This window comes from Nocardiopsis sp. CNZ308, from assembly GCF_004217075.1.
This window is the reverse complement of record NZ_SHKJ01000001.1, coordinates 1,184,295-1,201,040: the sequence shown is the minus strand read 5'-3', so window position 1 is coordinate 1,201,040 and position 16,746 is coordinate 1,184,295. Positions and strand designations below refer to the sequence as shown.

Here is a 16,746-nt window from a genome sequence, read left to right as displayed (position 1 = left end):
GACGACCGGGACGACCGGGCCGACCAGGCCCGCCAGGCGTCCGGTACCGAGCGGGAGGACCAGACCGTGCGCCTGATCGTGGAGAACCGGTTCGCGCTGTTCGGGCTGGTCTCGCTGGCCCTGGCCGCGCTGTTCGGGATCGCGTTCGCGACCGGGCCGATCACCGCGGAGCTGGGCGTCACCGCCCCCGGGACCGTGCGGCCCGACCACGCGGTGCGGGTGTGCCCCGCCCCGCACGAGTCGGGGGACAGCTCCGTGGCCGCGTTCGCTCCGAGGGTGAGCCGTGACGACGAGGGCGAACTGTGGGCCGAGTCGGTTCCCGAGGCCCCCGGGGAGGACGCCGAGGACACCGGGGACGGTGAGGCCGGTGGGGACGGCGGCGACGCGGACGGTACCCGGGGCGGCACCGTCGGCGAGGAGCTGACCGAGCCCGGCCGCGTGTGGAACACCGACACCGCCGGAACCGGCGCCCCCACCGCCGTGCGCGCCGAGGGCTCCCTGGCCTCCGGGCTCGACACCGCCCAGACCACCCTCTCCGACGGCTCGGCCACCGAGGTCCGCTGCCTCGAACCCTCCGTCGGAACCTGGTTCGCCCTCCCCGGCGGCGACGGCATCGAGGGCATGCGACTCGACGCGCTCACCGTGCACCTGGCCAACCCCGAGGACTCCCGGGCCACGGTCAGCGTGGACGTCTACACCGAGGGCGGCCCCTCCTCCTCCGAGGAGAGCAGGGGCATCGCCCTGCCCGCGGCGACGGCGACCGAGCTGGACCTGACCGAACTGGTCGGCGGCACCAGCGCCGTCGGAGTCCACGTGCGCACCAGCACGGGACGGGTCGCGGCCTCCCTGCTCGCCGAGCACTCCTCCGGCACCGCCGACTGGGTCCCGCCCACGGCCGCGCCCGCCCGGGAGCACGTGATCCCCGGGGTTCCAGGCGGCGACGGCCGTCGCCGCCTGCACGTGGCCGCGCCGGGCGACGAACCCGTCCAGGTGCGCGTGCACACCGTCACCCCGGCCCCGGAGGAGGAGACGGACGAGACGCGGGAGGAGGGCGGACAGGACGGGGAAGCACAGGGCGCCACCGCCGACGATCCGCTGACCTTCAGCGTGCCCCCGGCCGCCTCCGCCTGGCTCAGCCTGGAGGCCGTCCTGGCCGGGGAGCCCGGCGCGGTCGTGGTGGAGGCGGACGCGCCCGTGGTCGCCGGTGTCGCCGCCGAGGCGGTCACCGGGGAGGGGGACGACGTCGAGGTGGTCGAGGCGGCCTACACCTCCGCGGTGCCGCCGCTCGGCTTCCCGCTGGACACCACCGCGGTCCTGCCCGACGTCCCCGAGGGCGCCGACACCGAGCTGCTCCTGACCGCGGTCGGGGGCGACGCCACGCTCATGGCCACTCCCATCGGCGCCGACGCCACCCAGGGCGACGCCGTGCGCGTGCGGGTCACCGCCGGGACCACCACCGTGTTCGGCGGGGACGACGGCTGGCAGGCGCCTCCGGGCACCGCGCCCGAGGACGGCTACGCGGTCCGCCTGGAGGTCCTGGACGGTTCCGAGCCCGTCCACGCCGCCCGCGTGCTGCGCGGCGGCGGGGACGGCCTGGGCGTGCTGCCGGTGACGCCCGCGCCGGTGCGGATCGAACTCCCGGTGGTACGCGACAGCATGGTGGGGGTGGTCCCCTAGGGCCTGTTTGGTAAGTCAGAGCCATTCGTTGATGACCGCGATCTGGACGGTGGCCTCGTAGCGAAGCGCGAGCTTGTCATAGCGCGTGGCCACCGCCCGATTGCGTTTGAGCCGGTTGATCCCGCACTCCACCGCGTGACGGGCCCGATAGTCGGCCTTGTCGAAAGCGGGAGGACGTCCCCCGCGCCGTCCCTTGCGTTCGCGATTGCGAACCCGGTCGGCAGGCTCTGGGATCGTCGCCTTGATCTTGCGTGCGCGCAGGTAGGAGCGGATCTTCTTCGAGCTGTAGGCCTTATCGGCGCGCACCCGTACCGGCCGGGTGCGCGCCGGACCACTGCGCCCCCGCCCCACGACGCGGATACGGCCCATGACGGGCTCGAACTGGGGAGCGTCTCCACGCTGACCGGCGGTGATCACCACGGACACGGGCTTTTGAGCCTGTTCGCAGGCCAGATGGATTTTGGTGGTCCACCCGCCGCGTGAGCGTCCCAGGGCGTGGTCGGCGGGCTCATCCGTTCCGTGATCTTCTTGCTCCCCTTTTTCGCGGCCCCGGCGGCGTGCTGGTGGGCGCGCACGATGGTGGAGTCGACGTTGACCTGCCAGGTGATCAGGCCCGCCGCGTCGGCGATCGACTGCAAAGAGGCCAGGATCTGCGCCCAGGTGCCGTCCAGGCTCCAGCGGCGGAACAGGTCGTAGACCGTCTGCCAGGGGCCGTAGCGTTCGGGTAGATCGCGCCAGGGAGCGCCGACCCGCACCCGCCAGCGGATGCCGTTGATCAGGGTGCGCTTGCAGCGTTGGGGCGGGCGGCCCGTTGAGGAGGCGGGCAGCAGGGGTTCGAGTAGGGCCCACTGGGCGTCGGTGAGGTCACCGCGCCCGGGTCCGGGTAGGGTCGGCACGAAGCCTCCGGCGGACTTGTCTTCTTGGTCGTTGACCCGTCTACCGGAGGCTTCGTTCGTGTGCTGGGCGACATGCCCGTTGTTACTGCTTTGGTGCTTTCACCCGCTCCCGCGAGGGTTCCCAAACAGCCCCTAGCCGCGCCGGCCGGGGCCGACGCGTCCGGGCGGCCCCGACGGGACCCGGACCGGCCCGGTCAGCCCTCGGGGTCCACCGACTCCGGTTCCACGCCGAGCAGGTTGGCGACCTCCTCGACGACCGTCTCGTGGACGAGGAGGGCCATCTCCTCCGGATCCTTCGTCCGGATCTCCACCGGACGCCGGTACACCACGATCCTGGCCCGGCCGGAGGGATCGGTCTCCAAACGGGAGAAGGGGATCGCCTCGGTCAGGGGGCCGCGGGGCTCGACAGGGGGGACGTCCTCCACGAGGAAGTCGACATTGGCCAGCTCCCGCGCCCACAGGCGTTCGAGGCGTTCGACGGCGTCCAGGACAAGGTCGTCGAAGGCCTGCGCCCGGCTACGGAAAACCGGCAGGTCAGAGGGCACGAGAGGACCGCGGATGCCTCGGCCGCGGCGGTCCCGGCGCCGCACTCGGTCTGGTTGGCCACTGGAAAGGCGCACTCGTCGCACACTTCGAGACTAAGCCATCACGGGCCCCGCGCGTAGTCCCTCCCGGGGCGAAAGCGCTCACTCGCCCGAGGAGCGGGCCGCCGGACGGTGGCGGGGGACGGATCGGAGGGGGTGCGCCGACCCCCGGGGAGAGTGGCGGAGGGCGGCGCGCGGAGCCCGCGGACGAGCGCGAACGGGCCAGCTCATGGAACGATGCTGGCGTGTCCCTCAGTAAAGGCATACAGTCGAACGCTGTGAGCCCTGTTCGACGCTGCTCCCGTACCGCCTGCAGACAGCCTGCCGTCTTCACGCTCACGTACGTCTACGCGGACTCGACGGCCGTCCTCGGCCCGCTCGCCGCCTACGTGGAACCGCACTGCTACGACCTCTGCGCCGTGCACGCCGACCGGCTGACGGCACCGCGCGGCTGGGAGGTCGTCCGACTCCCGGTCGAGACGACGGGCGGCGGCCCGGGCAGCGACGACCTGGAGGCCCTCGCCGACGCCGTACGTGAGGCGGCCCGCCCGCCTGCCCGCAAGGACCCCTCCGACGAGATCGGCGAGGGGACCGGGACGCTGCGCCGGGGCCACCTGCGCGTGGTCAGATCCGATCCGGGGCGCGGCGAACAGCAGCCCCCCCGGCACTCCGGCGGGTAGACGGCGCCGCCCCCACCGCGTCGGGGAGCCGGCCCGGGCACGAACCGGCGGCGGTGCGGGGGTTCGCGGGGACGCCTTGCTAGTTTTGTACCGCGCGCGGCCCGGCCGCGCGGGACCGAACCCAAGCAGGACCGACCTGGCCGGAGAAGACGTGGCTGACCTCGCAAGCATCTTCAAGGCATACGACGTGCGGGGCGTGATCCCCGACACCTTCAACGCCGACATCGCGCGGGCGATCGGAGCGGCCTTCGCCCGTGTGGTCGGCGGGGAGGCCGTGGTGGTCTCCCACGACATGCGCCCCTCCTCGCCCGAGCTGGCCACCGCCTTCGCCGAGGGCGTCACCGGTCAGGGCCTGGACGTGGTCTTCGCCGGGCTCGGCTCCACCGACCTGCTCTACTACGGCTCGGGCCACCTGGACCTGCCCGGCGCCATGTTCACCGCCAGCCACAACCCCGCCGAGTACAACGGCATCAAGATGTGCCGGGCCGGGGCCGCGCCCATCAGCGGCGAGACGGGCCTGGACGAGATCCGCCGCCTGGCCGAGGAGATCCTGGAGGGGGGAGCGCCCGCCCACGACGGCCCCGCGGGAACGGTCACGCACCGCGACCTGCTGGCGGGGTACGCGGACTACCTGCGCGAACTGGTCGACCTCTCGGGCATCCGCCCGCTCAGGGTCGCGGTGGACGCGGGCAACGGCATGGGCGGCCACACGGTCCCCGCCGTCCTGGAGGGCCTGCCGCTGGAGGTCGTCCCCCTCTACTTCGAGCTGGACGGCACCTTCCCCAACCACCCGGCCAACCCCCTGGACCCCGACAACCTGGTGGACCTCCAGGCGAAGGTCCGCGAGAGCGGCGCCGACATCGGCCTGGCCTTCGACGGCGACGCCGACCGCTGCTTCGTCGTGGACGAGAACGGCGACGCCGTTCCGCCCTCGGCCGTCACCGCCCTGGTGGCCGCCCAGGAGCTGGAGCGCGAGCCGGGCGCCACGATCATCCACAACCTCATCACCTCCCGGGCCGTGCCCGAGATCGTCCGCGAGAACGGCGGCAAGCCCGTCCGCACCCGGGTCGGGCACTCCTTCATCAAGGCCACCATGGCCGAGACGGGCGCGATCTTCGGCGGGGAGCACTCCGCCCACTACTACTTCCGCGACTTCTGGCGCGCCGACACCGGTATGCTCGCCGCGATGCACGTCCTGCGGGTGCTGGGCAACGACGACCGCCCCCTCTCCCGGATCGCCGAGGCCTACTCGCGCTACGCCGGGTCCGGGGAGGTCAACTCCAAGGTCGCCGACGCCCCCGGGCGGATGGCCGCGGTACGCGAGGCCTTCGCCGGGCGGGACGGCGTCACCGTCGACGAACTCGACGGCCTGACCGTCTCCCTCCCCGACGGGTCGTGGTTCAACGTGCGCGCCTCCAACACCGAACCGCTGCTGCGGCTCAACGTCGAGGCCCCCGACGAGGCCTCCATGGCCGGTCTGCGCGACGAGGTCCTGGCCGTCGTCCGCGCCTGACCAGGCATCATGGGGGCAGAGGGACACCCCACTGCAGAGGAACGAGGACATGAGCACGAAGATCGACGGCTGGCTGCTGGAGATCCTGGCCTGCCCGCAGAGCCAGGCCCCGCTGCGCCACGACCCCGAGACCGACGAGCTGGTCTGCGACGAGAGCGGCCTGGCCTACCCCATCCGGGACGGCATCCCGGTCCTGCTGGTCGACGAGGCGCGAAAAATCGGGTGAGACCGGGAACGCCCCGGGCGTTCCAGCAGTCATAACGGTTGCGCCGGGGTAACGGGGCACGACGGGACGCACCACCGCGTTCCCCGCAACCCGTACCCTGGTGCTGCGCGCCCCCTCACCCCTAATCTCCCGGAGGACACCGATGCCCGGTCCCGAACCGCTACTGCCGAGCGACCCCTCCTCGTTCGGCGAGTACAGCGTGACAGGGCGGCTGGGCAAGGGCGGCCAGGGAATCGTCTACCTCGCCGAGGACTCCGGCGGCGAGCAGTACGCGGTCAAGGTCCTCAACGACCAGTGGTCGCGCGACAGCGACCTGCGCAAGCGGTTCGAGAAGGAGGTCCGGGCGGCGCAGAAGGTCGCCTCCTTCTGCACCGCCGCGATCATCGACGCCCGGCTCGACGGAGACCCGCCCTACGTGGTCAGCGAGTTCGTGCCGGGCAAGGACCTCCAGGAGACCATCGCCAAGGGCGCCACCCAGAAGGGCTCCACCCTCCAGCGGCTCGCCATCACCACCGCCACCGCCCTGGTCGCCATCCACAAGGCGGGCATCGTCCACCGCGACTTCAAGCCCGGCAACGTGCTGATCGGCCCGGACGGCCCCCGCGTCATCGACTTCGGCATCGCCCGGATCGACGACGGCACCGCCACCATGACCAACTCGATCGTCGGCACGCCCTCCTACATGGCGCCCGAGCAGATCGAGGGCCGCGGCATCACCGACAAGTGCGACATCTTCGCCTGGGGCTGTGTCATCGCCTTCGCCTCCACCGGGCGGGCGCCGTTCGGCTCCGACACCGTCCCGGCGGTCGTCCACCGCGTGGTCAGCGCGCCCCCGGACCTGACCGGCATGGACGAGGCCCTGCGCCCCATCGTCGAGTCCTGCCTGGACAAGAACCCGGACAACCGGCCCAACGCCCAGACCCTCCTCATGCGCCTGCTGGGCCACGAGGGCCCCGAGGCCTCCGGCCCCTCCACCGACGACGCCGTCAAGCAGGGCGAGCAGATCGCCCAGACCGGCCTGTTCACCGGCGCCCAGATGCCCTACCGGCCGCACACCGGGCCGCAGCAGCCGCACACGGGCCCCCAGCAGCCGCACAGCGGTCCGCAGGCAGGCGCCGCGGGGTACGCGCAGCCCGGCGCCTCCAACCCCCGTCCGGGCATGCCGGGGCACCCCATGGGCTCCGACCCCCGCCACGGCTTCGTCCACCCCGGCACCTCCAACCCCAGGCCCGGGATCCCCGGCCACCCGGGCACGTCCAACCCGCGCCCGGGCGCCCCCGTCTACCCGCCCCCGCCGCCCGGCATGCCCCACGGCCCGCACGCGGGCGCCAACCCCATGGCCACGGGCATGAACCCCAACCAGACCTACGCCCGCCCCGGCGCGCAGCAGCCCATGCCGCGCCCCGTCGAGCAGAACTCGGTGCTCCAGCAGAGCTGGGTGATCCCGGCGGTGCTCATCACCATCGTGATCCTGCTGCTGGTGCTGCTCCTGCTGGCCATCAGCGGCTGACCCCCGGCCACCAGCGGCGCTGACCGCTCAGACCCGGGTGAGCTCGTTCATGGCTCGTGACACGGCCTCGTCCACGAGGTCGCGCACCTGGGGCCAGCGGTCGTCCACACAGTCCGTGGGCATCACGGTCACGCCGTCGGCGCCGGACATGCCCAGCGCGTCGCGCGTCCCCTCCGGGGTGGTCAGGCGCGCGTCCGCGGTGACCGCGAGCACCCCCGTCCGGGGGCGGCCCACCTCCTGGACCACCACGAACAGCGCCAGGGACGCCCCGCCCACCGTCAGCTCCAGCGCCGTCCACCAGTGCGCGGCCCCCGGCGTGAGCAGGTTGCGGACCACCACCTCCGAGGCGGTCCCGGGCTCGGCGTCGTCCGAACCGCCCGAGTACACCGACGTGCGCGCCGCGGGGTCCAGCGCCCGCAGGATCATGGCCAGCGAGCTCCGGCGCGAGCGCACGTAGTCCAGGACGCGGCGGCGCGTCACCGCCGCCAGCGGCGACACGGGGGAGCGGGGTTCGGGGACGTGCTCGGGGGTCCAGCTCAGCTCGTCGAGCAGCGTGCCGGTCACCAGGCGCGCGAAGTGGCGGACCATCCCGGCCAGGCGCTCGTCGGCGTCGCGCCCGCTCCACGGCGGCGCCAGGGGGTCGGGCAGCAGCGGCGGGAAGTCCGCCCGCCGCAGCACCAGGGACGCCAGCAGCCACGGCAGCGCCCACGCGTGCGTGCCCCCGGGGCGCTCGGGGTCCAGCTCGGCCAGCACCGCCACGGCCTCGGCGTAGGTCTGGGCGGCGCGCACCACCGGATGGGCGGGCACCGAGGCGGCCCGCGCCAGCCGCAGCGCCTGCTCGGAGTCCACGGGGCGCTGGGGAGAGCGCGCGGGGCAGTCCTCGGGCAGGTTCCTGGCGCGCTCGGCCAGCTCCAGGACGAACGCTGCGGTGAACTGACGCCCGGAGGCCCCGTCCGCCGCGGCGGAGACCACCAGCTCCTCCAGGGCGGGCCCGCCGCCCAGCGCCCGCACCCGGCGGCCGGTCAGCTCGCGCCGCGCCGCGTCCCTGGCCTGCCGGGGCTGGCTCTGCCGGTGCTGGGCCCAGATGGCCCGCAGCCGGTCGACGTCCATGAGGTCCTCGCGCACCAGGGCCGGAATCCGGTCCAGGTCCGCACCGCAACGTAGGGTATCCACGTGTCTTCCGTAGCCAGTGGGCAGTTGGCCAAAACCTGTCTCGGGCCCCGACCTGTGGCCGCTACCGGACGCGTCGGAGCGTAAACCGGGAGTGTTCAGGGGCGGCGGCCGTGCAGCAGCCGCATCGCCTTCTGCTTCTCGAAGTCCAGCGCGCGGGCGGGCGCCGCGGCGAGCCTGCCCAGACGCTCCCCGTGCGAGCGCACCCGCGCCAGCACCTCGGGCTCGGCCAGCACCCGCAGGGCGAAGGCCAGCGCGGCGGGCGGGATGTCGAACTCGCGCTCCAGCTCCAGGCCCACCGCGATCGTGCGCAGGTCCTCCTCCGTGAACCGGCGGTGCCGGTGCCCGCGCCCGGTGGGCTGCTCCTGGGTGCGGGGCAGCAGGCCCAGGCCCTCGCGGTAGCGCAGCATCCGCGCGGTGGTGCCCACACGGTCGGCGGCCGCGGAGATCGGCACGGGGCCGCGCGTCCGGAGGCCGGAGGGGGTCGGGTCGTCGTCGAGGGCGGCCATGCACGCGACCCTAACGGACCCTCCCCGCAAAGGAGCGCGAACCTGACGGTGAAATGTCAATTTCGCACGGTGATCCCGGTCGCGGCCCTAGAATCGGGTGAGCCACGACCATCACGAGTGAGGAACGCATGGCTTTCGACTTCAAGGTCGCCGATCTCTCCCTGGCCGCCTTCGGACGCGACGAGATCCGGCTCGCCGAGCACGAGATGCCCGGCCTCATGGCCACCCGCGCCGAGTACGGGGACAGCAAGCCCCTCCAGGGCGCGCGCATCATGGGCTCGCTGCACATGACCGTCCAGACCGCGGTCCTCATCGAGACCCTGGTCGCCCTGGGCGCCGAGGTGCGCTGGGTCAGCTGCAACATCTTCTCCACCCAGGACCACGCCGCCGCCGCGGTCGTCGTCGGCCCCGACGGCACCGCCGAGGACCCCAAGGGTGTGCCGGTCTTCGCCTGGAAGGGCGAGACCCTGGAGGAGTACTGGTGGTGCACCGAGCAGGCGCTGACCTGGCCGGGCGCCGAGGGCCCCAACATGATCCTGGACGACGGCGGCGACGCCACCATGCTCGTCCACAAGGGCGCCGAGTACGAGAAGGCGGGCGCGGTCCCCGACCCCGACAGCGCCGACAGCGAGGAGATGGGCGTCGTGCTGCGCCTGCTCAGCGCCAGCCTGGAGCGCGACAACACCAAGTGGACCCGGATCGCCGAGCGGATCCAGGGCGTCACCGAGGAGACCACCACCGGTGTCCTGCGCCTGTACGAGATGCGCCGTGAGGGCACCCTGGCCTTCCCCGCGATCAACGTCAACGACTCGGTCACCAAGAGCAAGTTCGACAACAAGTACGGCATCCGCCACTCGCTGCCGGACGGCATCATGCGCGCCACCGACGTGCTCATCGGCGGCAAGGTCGCCGTGGTGTGCGGTTACGGCGACGTCGGCAAGGGCGCGGCCGAGGCCCTGCGCGGCCAGGGCGCCCGCGTGGTCGTCACCGAGATCGACCCGATCAACGCCCTCCAGGCGGCCATGGACGGCTACCAGGTCACGCTTCTGGAGGACGTGCTGGAGACCGGTGACATCTTCATCACCACCACCGGCAACTTCAACGTGATCATGGCCGACCAGATCACCCGGATGAAGCACCAGGCGATCGTCGGCAACGTCGGCCACTTCGACAACGAGATCGACATGGCGGGCCTGGCCAGGGTCCCCGGCGTGGTCAAGAAGGAGATCAAGCCGCAGGTCCACGAGTGGACCTTCTCCGACGGCAAGTCCGTCCTGGTGCTCTCCGAGGGCCGCCTGCTCAACCTGGGCAACGCCACCGGCCACCCCAGCTTCGTGATGTCCAACAGCTTCACCAACCAGGTCATCGCGCAGATCGAGCTGTTCACCAAGCCCGACGAGTACCCGACCGACGTGTACACGCTGCCCAAGATCCTCGACGAGAAGGTCGCCCGGCTGCACCTGGACGCGCTCGGCGTCAAGCTGACCCAGCTCACCAAGGAGCAGGCCGCCTACATCGGCGTGGACGTCTCGGGCCCCTACAAGCCCGACCACTACCGCTACTAGGCGGCGCTTCCCTGGGGCTCCGCTCCGCTTCGCCCAGTGTTCGGGCGCCTCGAACACGGGAACCCTCGGATTCTCCGGTGTGACGGCTCGTTCCTCGCAGTCCCACCTACGAATCCTCCAGAACCCCGTGGGCGCCCGAACACGACCCCCAGGGGTCGAACCGACCGAGAGAGCAGGAGCCCGACAGCACATGACACCCCCCTCCCACCAGGTGGCGGATCTCGGCCTCTCCGGGGCCGGGGTCCGCCGCGTGGACTGGGCGGAGCGCTCCATGCCCGTGCTGCGCAGCGTGCGCGAGCGCTTCGCCGCCGAACGCCCCCTGGACGGCCTGCGCGTGGCCGCGTGCCTGCACGTGACCGCCGAGACCGCCAACCTGCTGCGGGCCCTGCGCGCGGGAGGGGCGAACGTGTGGCTGGCGGCGTCCAACCCGCTGTCCACCCAGGACGACACCGCCGCCGCCCTGGTCACCGAGTACGGGGTCTCGGTCCACGCCTGGGCCGGAATGGACCCGGCGGCCTATGACCGGAACCTGGTCACGGTCCTGGAGTCGCGGCCGCACCTGCTGCTCGACGACGGGTGCGACCTGGTCAACACGGCCCACCTGGCCCGCCCCGACCTCCTCGACGGCGTGCTGGGCGGCTGCGAGCAGACCACCACCGGCGTGATCCGGCTGCGCCGGATGAGCGCCGAGGGCGAACTGCGGCTGCCCATGGTCGCGGTCAACGACACCGCCACCAAGCGCATGTTCGACAACCGGTACGGCACCGGCCAGTCCACCATCGACGGCATCCTGCGGGCCACCAACGCGCTGCTCGCCGGGCGCACGGTGGTCGTCGCGGGGTTCGGCTACTGCGGGCGGGGCCTGGCCGAGCGCGCCCGCGGCATGGGCGCCCGCGTGGTCGTCACCGAGGTCGACCCGGTCAAGGCCCTGGACGCGGTCATGCAGGGCTACACCGTCACCACCATGGAGGAGGCGGCCCCCGCCGGGGACGTGTTCGTCACCGTCACCGGCAACCGCGACGTCGTCCGCGCCGAGCACCTGGACCTGATGAAGGACGGCGCGATCCTGGCCAACTCCGGCCACTTCGACCTGGAGATCGACCTGAACGCCCTGGAGAGCCGGGCCGTGGAGGTCAACCGGGGCGTGCGCGAGCAGGCCGACGAGTACGTGCTGGCCGACGGGCGCCGCCTGCTCCTGCTGTCCGAGGGGCGCCTGGTCAACCTCGGCGCCGCCGAGGGGCACCCGGCCGCCGTGATGGACCTGTCCTTCGCGGTGCAGGCCCTGACCACGGCCTGGCTGGCCCGCAACGCCTCAGGCCTGGAGCCGGGCGTGGTGGAGGTGCCAGCCGAGACCGACACCGAGGTGGCCCGGCTCGAACTGGCCGCGCTGGGGGTGCGCATCGACGCGCTCACCCCCGGGCAGGAGGCCTACCTGCGCTCCTGGCACGCCTGACGGGCGCTCCCGCGCCCGACCGGTCGCCTCGGGCGGCGCTCAGCGCGGTCGCGGCGACCGTCGCCGGAACGGGGATCGGATCGGGTCTTTGCGTGTCCGGGTTCACCGGGAGGAGTGCGGGCCGTACCACTGCTGCTGGGGGCCGCCCCGCGGGTGTCCGGGCTGGGCGCGCTGGGCGGCCATCTCGTGGCGGCGCCGACGCTCGGCGAGCACCGCGGCCAGGAAGTAGGGCGGTGTGGTCCCCGGCGGCGGGGGCGGGCTGATCTGCGCGGCCACCGCGTCGGCCAGCCGGACGCCCATCTCGTGGCGGGTGTGCTCGGCCAGCTCCCCGTACCGGAGCACGTACTGGCGCGCCGCCGCCGCGGTCTCCGGGGACAGCCGCGACAGCTCGGTGTTGGCCGCCCAGGCCGCCAGGTGCGGGGGCATCGGGACGACCTCCTCGCGCGGCCTGCCGCCGCGCTCCTCCACCACCATCGTCCCGGCCACGAAGTCGCCCACGCGGCGGCCGTCGCGGTTGATCATCGACGTGATCAGCGCGACCACGCCGCTCGTCAGCCAGATCTCCACGAACGCGGCCAGCGCCCGGCCCAGCGCCTGGCGGAACCGCTCGGGGGAGCCGTCGGTGCCGACCACGCGCAGGCCCAGGGCCATCTTGCCCAGGGAGCGCCCCCGGCTCACGGTCTCGAAGACGGCCGGGTAGCCGACCAGGATCAGGATCACGCTCGACAGCGACACGGCCGCGGTGATCGCGGGGTCCAGGCCCCTGCCGATCCAGGTGACCAGGACGCTCAGCGCGATCAGGGCGATGACCTGGACCAGGGCGTCGATGGCCAGAGCCGCGGCCCTGGTGGCGAAACCGGCCGGACGCAGGTCCAGGACCACGGCGTCACCCGTGACCAGGGGTGTCACGCCGTACACGTCGGCGCGGGCGTCGCCGTTGCCGGGATAGGACACCAGCACTCGCTCCCTCGGGACTGTCTGAAACCGTCCTCCCGACACTACCCGGCACACGGGACGGCTGTTCGCAGCGGAGTCGGGAGCGCATCCGGACGGACGGGTCGACGGGACCTCGCCGACCGGCGCCAGAGCCGGACCGCGCGCGGAACGGATAGGGTTCCCTGCGTGGATATCGACGTGTTCGCCGCGGCGCACGCCCCGGAGTGGGAACGGCTGGACCGACTGGTGCGCAGGCGCCGCTCGCTGGACGGTGAGGAGATCGACGAACTCGTCGAGCTCTACCAGCGGGTGTCCACCCACCTGTCGGTGGTGCGCTCCTCCGGGCAGGACCCGGCGCTGGTGGGCAGGCTGTCCGCGCTGGTGGCCCGGGCCCGCTCGGCGGTGACCGGCGCGCACGCCTCCGCGTGGCGCGACGTCGGCGGGTTCTTCACCCGCGTCTTCCCGGCGGTGCTGTACCGGCTGCGGTGGTGGTGGATCGGCACCAGCGCGGGCATGGTCGCGATCGCGGCGGTCACCGCCCTGTGGATCGTGTCCGAGCCCGACGTGCTGCACGCCCTGGGCACGCCGGACTTCATGGCCCAGTACGTCGACCACGACTTCGCGAACTACTACATGGAGAACCCCCGGGGCTCGTTCGCCGCCCAGGTGTGGACCAACAACGCGTGGGTGTCGGCGCAGGCCATCATCTTCGGTGTGGCCCTGGGGCTGCCGACCCTGGCGGTGCTGCTGATGAACGCGGTGAACGTGGGCGTCGCCGCCGGGATCATGCTCGCCCACGGCCAGGGCGACGTGTTCTTCGGGCTGCTCCTGCCGCACGGGCTGCTGGAGCTGACCGCCGTCTTCGTCGCGGGTGGAGTGGGCCTCAAGCTGGGGTGGACGATCATCGCGCCCGGCGACCGCACCCGCATGCGCGCCCTGGGCGAGGAGGGGCGCGCCGCCATCGCGGTGGCCCTGGGGCTGGTGGTGGTGCTGCTCGTCTCCGGGCTCATCGAGGGCGTGGTGACCGGCAACGCCGCGGCCGGGGTCATCCCGATCCCGGTGGCGCTGGGCATCGGCGTGCTGGCGGAGGTGCTGTTCCTGGTCTACGTGTTCACGGTGGGCAGGAAGGCCTACCAGGAGGGCGAGACAGGAGACCTGGAGAACGCCCCCGCCGCCGTCCCGGTGGCCTGAGGCCCCCGGAACGGTTCGCCGCGCGCGCCGAGCCGTCCGTTCTCTGGCCGCTTGAGGCCACGGGCTGTTCCGGTGGGCGGTGTCGTGCCATCATCCGGGCCATGGACACCGAATCCCCGCACTGGTTCAAGAGTTCTCACAGCAGTTTCGCCGACAGCTGTGTGGAGGCGGCCTTCGACCGCTCAGGAAACTGTGTGCGTGTCCGCGACTCGCTCGCACCCACTGCGGGAAGCCTCGCGGTCGCCCAAGGCGAGTGGTCCGTCCTGATTCGCTCCCTCTGTACCGGTTCCGGTGCTATGGAGGGGTAACCGTCCCCGCCTCACGAGGGGCAGCACAAGGTGGACGGCCGTGGGGGACCCCCTTGTTTCCAACAGTACGGTGGGGCCGGTCAGGATCGGCAGTCCCTGGCGTGACCTGTGGATAACGCCGTGGCCCTCACCCGCCTGCCTGCGCTTTCCCGAAGGCCCGATCCCGCCACTCGCAGGCCAACAGAGTTTTGGGGTGGTCCTCGCCCAGCAACGACTTTCGGGCTCCGGCCACTCGTTCGAACACCTCCGCCGCCCGCGCGTACTCGCCTCGCTCGAACGCGTTCCGAGCCACGTTGAACTCGGCTGACACCGTCAGAGGATGCGCGGCACCCAGGTCACGTGAACGCACCCGCAGCACACGACGAAACCCCTCCTCCGCTGCGTCCGGGTCACCTCTGAGCATCCATACGTAGGACAGGTTCTCCAGCGCGTGCAGCGCGGTCCCTTCCTCCTCCCGTTCCCCATGGGCCTCCCAGACAGCTCGGAACCCCTCCTCGGCGGTGCCCAGATCACCGCGCAGACCGGCCATCAGGGCGACCTGGTGGCGGGTGCTCAGGGTCTCGGAGTGCACGGGCCCGAGAGCGGCCTCACGCTCGCGGTACACCGACCGGTAGACCTCCTCGGCCTCCTCGATCCGCTCCTGCTCACGCAGAGCGTCTCCTAGCGCGTGCCGGGCGCGGAGCGTCGCAGGGTGGGAGTTCCCGAGCACCTCCACCGCCTCCGCGACCGTGTTCTCCAGGATGCCGAGGGCCTCGTCCGTGAGGCTGAGCAGCATCAGGCTGCGGGCTCCGGAGGCCATGCTGTCGATGACGGAGGGACCCACGTGGGACCGCGACCGGAGGAGGTCGGTGACGGCCGCGTGGGCGCGGAGTTCGAAGCCCAGATCCCGGTCGCGCTGCCAGGCGAGCAGCCGTTGCGCCTCATCGACCAGTGCCAAGTCCTCCTCCCCGAACCCCGCGCGCACGGTCTCCGACACCAGCGGGTGCAGCCGCAGCGCGGCCTCCCCCCGCGGTGAGACGACCGAGACCAGCCCGTGCACCACCAGCGCGTTCACCGCCCTGGCCAGGTCCGCGTCGGTCGGGGACCCCAGCACACCGCCGTCCAGCTCCGACAGTGGCAGCCTGCGCAGCGGAACCTCACTGGCATCGGGGCCCAGCACCGCCAACAGCTTCAACAGCGGCACCGCCCTGGGCTCGCGCTCCTCCACCAGGCGCAGGGACAGCCCCCACACCCCCGACAGCAGCCCCCGCTCCGCCCCGACGCCTCCGACCAGGGGCGCAGCCAGCTCGTCCAGAACCCCGACGCCCTCCCCGAGCCGCGCCAGCAGCGCGTGCGCGTCCGGGAACAGCACCCGGTGCGTGGCCAGGATCCGCCCGGCCAGCGACAGCGCCAGCGGCACCCCGCCCAACCGCCGGGCCAGCTCCTCCGCGCCCGCGAGTCCCGCCGCGCCGCCCGCCCCCGCGTGGTCGGCCAGGGCCTCGGACGCCGCCGACCCCTCCAGCTCCCCGATCCGGTGCACCCGCGCGGGCGCCCACTGCGCGGGGTCGTCCACCCGGCTGGTCACCAGCACGAACCCGCCCGGACTCGCCCGCATCCACCCCAACTGGTCTCCGGGCCGGTTCTCGGGGTCCAGCTCCTCGGGCCGGTCGGCGTTGTCGATCACCAGCAGCCAGGGCCGCGCCGCCGCGTCCAGGTGCCGCCACACCCACCGGGCCGCCTGGCGCCGCGCCCCCTTCACCTGCTCGGCCTCCTGCCGGGAGCCGCCCACCTCCACGGCGGCCTCGACCATGCTCGACGCCACGCTTCCGGGCCGCACCCAGAACACCGTCCACTCGTCGCGACGCGCCCGCTCGGCCAGCGCCGCCGCCACCGTGGTCTTGCCGAACCCGCCCGGCCCGGTCAGCACGTGCGGAACCGGCGCACCGGCCTCCATCGCTTCACCCAAGGCCTCCAGAAGCCCCTCACGCCCCCGTACGGCCGTCGCCAGCCTCGGCGGGTCCAGGGACACGTCGGCGAGCGGCGGCGGAGCGGGAGCGGGCGCGTGGAGGGTCACGCCGCCGTGGATGTCGCGCACCTGGAGCAGTTGGCCGTGGACGGCGCCGGAGGAGGCGTTGCCGTGGGCCCCGGGGGGAGAGGTCATGCCCTCCATACTGCACGCCCGGGCTCCGCCCCGGGGAAGCCCCCGGGTTCCCCCGAAACGCGGAACACGGAATGCCGCGCACTCCGCGTGCGACAACGACGAGTGCCCGCCTGGACGAACGCACCGAACAGGGACCGCGCGAGCCGGCCCGGGGCCGTGACCGCTCCGCGGTTCTCAGGGAGACCATCCACCGGGCGTACGAGGACCGGCTGTACGCCCAGGCACGGGAGGACGCCGAGCGGCTCGTCCATGACAAGGCCGACAAGGCCGAACCCGCCCGTATCGCTGAGGTGACGGACGGGACCGACAGGGGGCGCCGTCCGGCCCCGGGCCTCCTGTGACGGGCGACGGCCGGGGCCGTCCCGTGTGAGGGACGGCCCCGGGACCG

At 72.9% G+C, this 16,746-nt stretch carries 16 protein-coding genes; 10 read left to right on the top strand and 6 right to left on the bottom strand.

From position 1 onward, the window contains the following. Positions 1–66: 66 nt before the first annotated feature. On the top strand, positions 67–1,677 hold the full coding sequence (locus EV372_RS05085; protein ID WP_130395058.1) for a DUF5719 family protein: 1,611 nt from the start codon (positions 67–69) through the stop codon (positions 1,675–1,677). A 15-nt stretch (positions 1,678–1,692) separates the two neighbouring features. On the opposite strand, the gene EV372_RS05080 is transcribed toward EV372_RS05085, so the two are convergent. Together EV372_RS05080 and EV372_RS05075 are read right to left on the bottom strand one after the other, a co-directional pair. Beyond that, a protein-coding gene (locus EV372_RS05080) for an IS5 family transposase (protein WP_486483996.1) occupies positions 1,693–2,573 on the bottom strand; the annotation gives its coding sequence in 2 pieces (ribosomal slippage) (positions 1,693–2,199 and positions 2,202–2,573; 879 coding nt in all). A 194-nt stretch (positions 2,574–2,767) separates the two neighbouring features. After that, a complete protein-coding gene (locus EV372_RS05075) occupies positions 2,768–3,163 on the bottom strand; it encodes a metallopeptidase family protein (protein WP_013154767.1) in 396 nt (131 codons plus the stop codon). 272 nt (positions 3,164–3,435) lie between these two features. Between EV372_RS05075 and EV372_RS05070 the strand changes: the two genes are divergently transcribed. The 4 genes from EV372_RS05070 to EV372_RS05055 all read left to right on the top strand — a co-directional run bounded on the left by EV372_RS05070 (position 3,436) and on the right by EV372_RS05055 (position 7,086). Continuing rightward, entirely contained in the window at positions 3,436–3,837 is a 402-nt protein-coding gene (locus tag EV372_RS05070) for a DUF3499 domain-containing protein (RefSeq protein ID WP_026338144.1), read from the top strand. A gap of 151 nt (positions 3,838–3,988) precedes the next feature. Further along, on the top strand, positions 3,989–5,350 hold the full coding sequence (locus tag EV372_RS05065) for a phosphomannomutase/phosphoglucomutase (protein WP_130395057.1): 1,362 nt from the start codon (positions 3,989–3,991) through the stop codon (positions 5,348–5,350). A 49-nt stretch (positions 5,351–5,399) separates the two neighbouring features. After that, entirely contained in the window at positions 5,400–5,576 is a 177-nt protein-coding gene (locus tag EV372_RS05060) for a Trm112 family protein (RefSeq protein ID WP_013154764.1), read from the top strand. Between the two features lie 142 nt (positions 5,577–5,718). Then, the gene (locus EV372_RS05055) at positions 5,719–7,086 is read left to right on the top strand and encodes a serine/threonine-protein kinase (RefSeq protein WP_130395056.1); all 1,368 of its coding nucleotides are present in this window, start codon (positions 5,719–5,721) and stop codon (positions 7,084–7,086) included. Between the two features lie 27 nt (positions 7,087–7,113). Here EV372_RS05055 and EV372_RS05050 read toward each other — a convergent pair whose 3' ends face one another. Beyond that, on the bottom strand, positions 7,114–8,259 hold the full coding sequence (locus EV372_RS05050; protein ID WP_165435963.1) for a hypothetical protein: 1,146 nt from the start codon (positions 8,257–8,259) through the stop codon (positions 7,114–7,116). Between the two features lie 95 nt (positions 8,260–8,354). Then, positions 8,355–8,765, bottom strand: coding sequence for a MerR family transcriptional regulator (locus tag EV372_RS05045; protein WP_130395055.1), 411 nt, complete (start codon positions 8,763–8,765; stop codon positions 8,355–8,357). 128 nt (positions 8,766–8,893) lie between these two features. Between EV372_RS05045 and ahcY (EV372_RS05040) the strand changes: the two genes are divergently transcribed. Both ahcY (EV372_RS05040) and ahcY (EV372_RS05035) read left to right on the top strand, forming a co-directional pair. Continuing rightward, positions 8,894–10,330 carry an adenosylhomocysteinase gene (ahcY, locus tag EV372_RS05040; protein WP_130395054.1) on the top strand — a complete coding sequence of 479 codons (1,437 nt, stop codon included), beginning with the start codon at positions 8,894–8,896 and terminating at the stop codon, positions 10,328–10,330. Between the two features lie 190 nt (positions 10,331–10,520). Next, positions 10,521–11,783: an adenosylhomocysteinase gene (ahcY, locus tag EV372_RS05035; RefSeq protein WP_130395053.1), complete on the top strand. Its 1,263-nt coding sequence runs from the start codon at positions 10,521–10,523 to the stop codon at positions 11,781–11,783. Positions 11,784–11,885: 102 nt separating this feature from the next. Here the strand turns inward: ahcY (EV372_RS05035) and EV372_RS05030 are convergent, their stop codons facing one another. Further along, positions 11,886–12,743, bottom strand: coding sequence for an RDD family protein (locus EV372_RS05030; protein WP_130395052.1), 858 nt, complete (start codon positions 12,741–12,743; stop codon positions 11,886–11,888). A 162-nt stretch (positions 12,744–12,905) separates the two neighbouring features. On the opposite strand from EV372_RS05030, the gene EV372_RS05025 reads away from it, so the two are divergent. Both EV372_RS05025 and EV372_RS05020 read left to right on the top strand, forming a co-directional pair. Next, complete coding sequence (locus EV372_RS05025) at positions 12,906–13,910, top strand: stage II sporulation protein M (protein WP_130395051.1); 1,005 nt, start codon at positions 12,906–12,908, stop codon at positions 13,908–13,910. Positions 13,911–14,011: 101 nt separating this feature from the next. After that, the gene (locus EV372_RS05020; RefSeq protein ID WP_130395050.1) at positions 14,012–14,218 is read left to right on the top strand and encodes a DUF397 domain-containing protein; all 207 of its coding nucleotides are present in this window, start codon (positions 14,012–14,014) and stop codon (positions 14,216–14,218) included. 127 nt (positions 14,219–14,345) lie between these two features. Here EV372_RS05020 and EV372_RS05015 read toward each other — a convergent pair whose 3' ends face one another. After that, on the bottom strand, positions 14,346–16,367 hold the full coding sequence (locus EV372_RS05015) for a tetratricopeptide repeat protein (protein WP_130395049.1): 2,022 nt from the start codon (positions 16,365–16,367) through the stop codon (positions 14,346–14,348). Between the two features lie 62 nt (positions 16,368–16,429). Here EV372_RS05015 and EV372_RS05010 point away from each other — a divergent pair, with 62 nt between their 5' ends. Beyond that, complete coding sequence (locus EV372_RS05010) at positions 16,430–16,699, top strand: hypothetical protein (RefSeq protein ID WP_130395048.1); 270 nt, start codon at positions 16,430–16,432, stop codon at positions 16,697–16,699. Positions 16,700–16,746: the final 47 nt, after the last annotated feature.

What these genes read in the sequence shown, in the direction of transcription:
- EV372_RS05060 (WP_013154764.1), top strand. Translation starts at nt 5,400, where the DNA reads ATGAGCACGAAGATCGACGGCTGGCTGCTGGAGATCCTGGCCTGCCCG.
- EV372_RS05055 (WP_130395056.1), top strand. Translation starts at nt 5,719, where the DNA reads ATGCCCGGTCCCGAACCGCTACTGCCGAGCGACCCCTCCTCGTTCGGC.
- EV372_RS05045 (WP_130395055.1), bottom strand. Translation starts at nt 8,765, where the DNA reads ATGGCCGCCCTCGACGACGACCCGACCCCCTCCGGCCTCCGGACGCGC.
- ahcY (WP_130395054.1), top strand. Translation starts at nt 8,894, where the DNA reads ATGGCTTTCGACTTCAAGGTCGCCGATCTCTCCCTGGCCGCCTTCGGA.
- ahcY (WP_130395053.1), top strand. Translation starts at nt 10,521, where the DNA reads ATGACACCCCCCTCCCACCAGGTGGCGGATCTCGGCCTCTCCGGGGCC.
- EV372_RS05020 (WP_130395050.1), top strand. Translation starts at nt 14,012, where the DNA reads ATGGACACCGAATCCCCGCACTGGTTCAAGAGTTCTCACAGCAGTTTC.
- EV372_RS05015 (WP_130395049.1), bottom strand. Translation starts at nt 16,367, where the DNA reads ATGGAGGGCATGACCTCTCCCCCCGGGGCCCACGGCAACGCCTCCTCC.
- EV372_RS05010 (WP_130395048.1), top strand. Translation starts at nt 16,430, where the DNA reads ATGCCGCGCACTCCGCGTGCGACAACGACGAGTGCCCGCCTGGACGAA.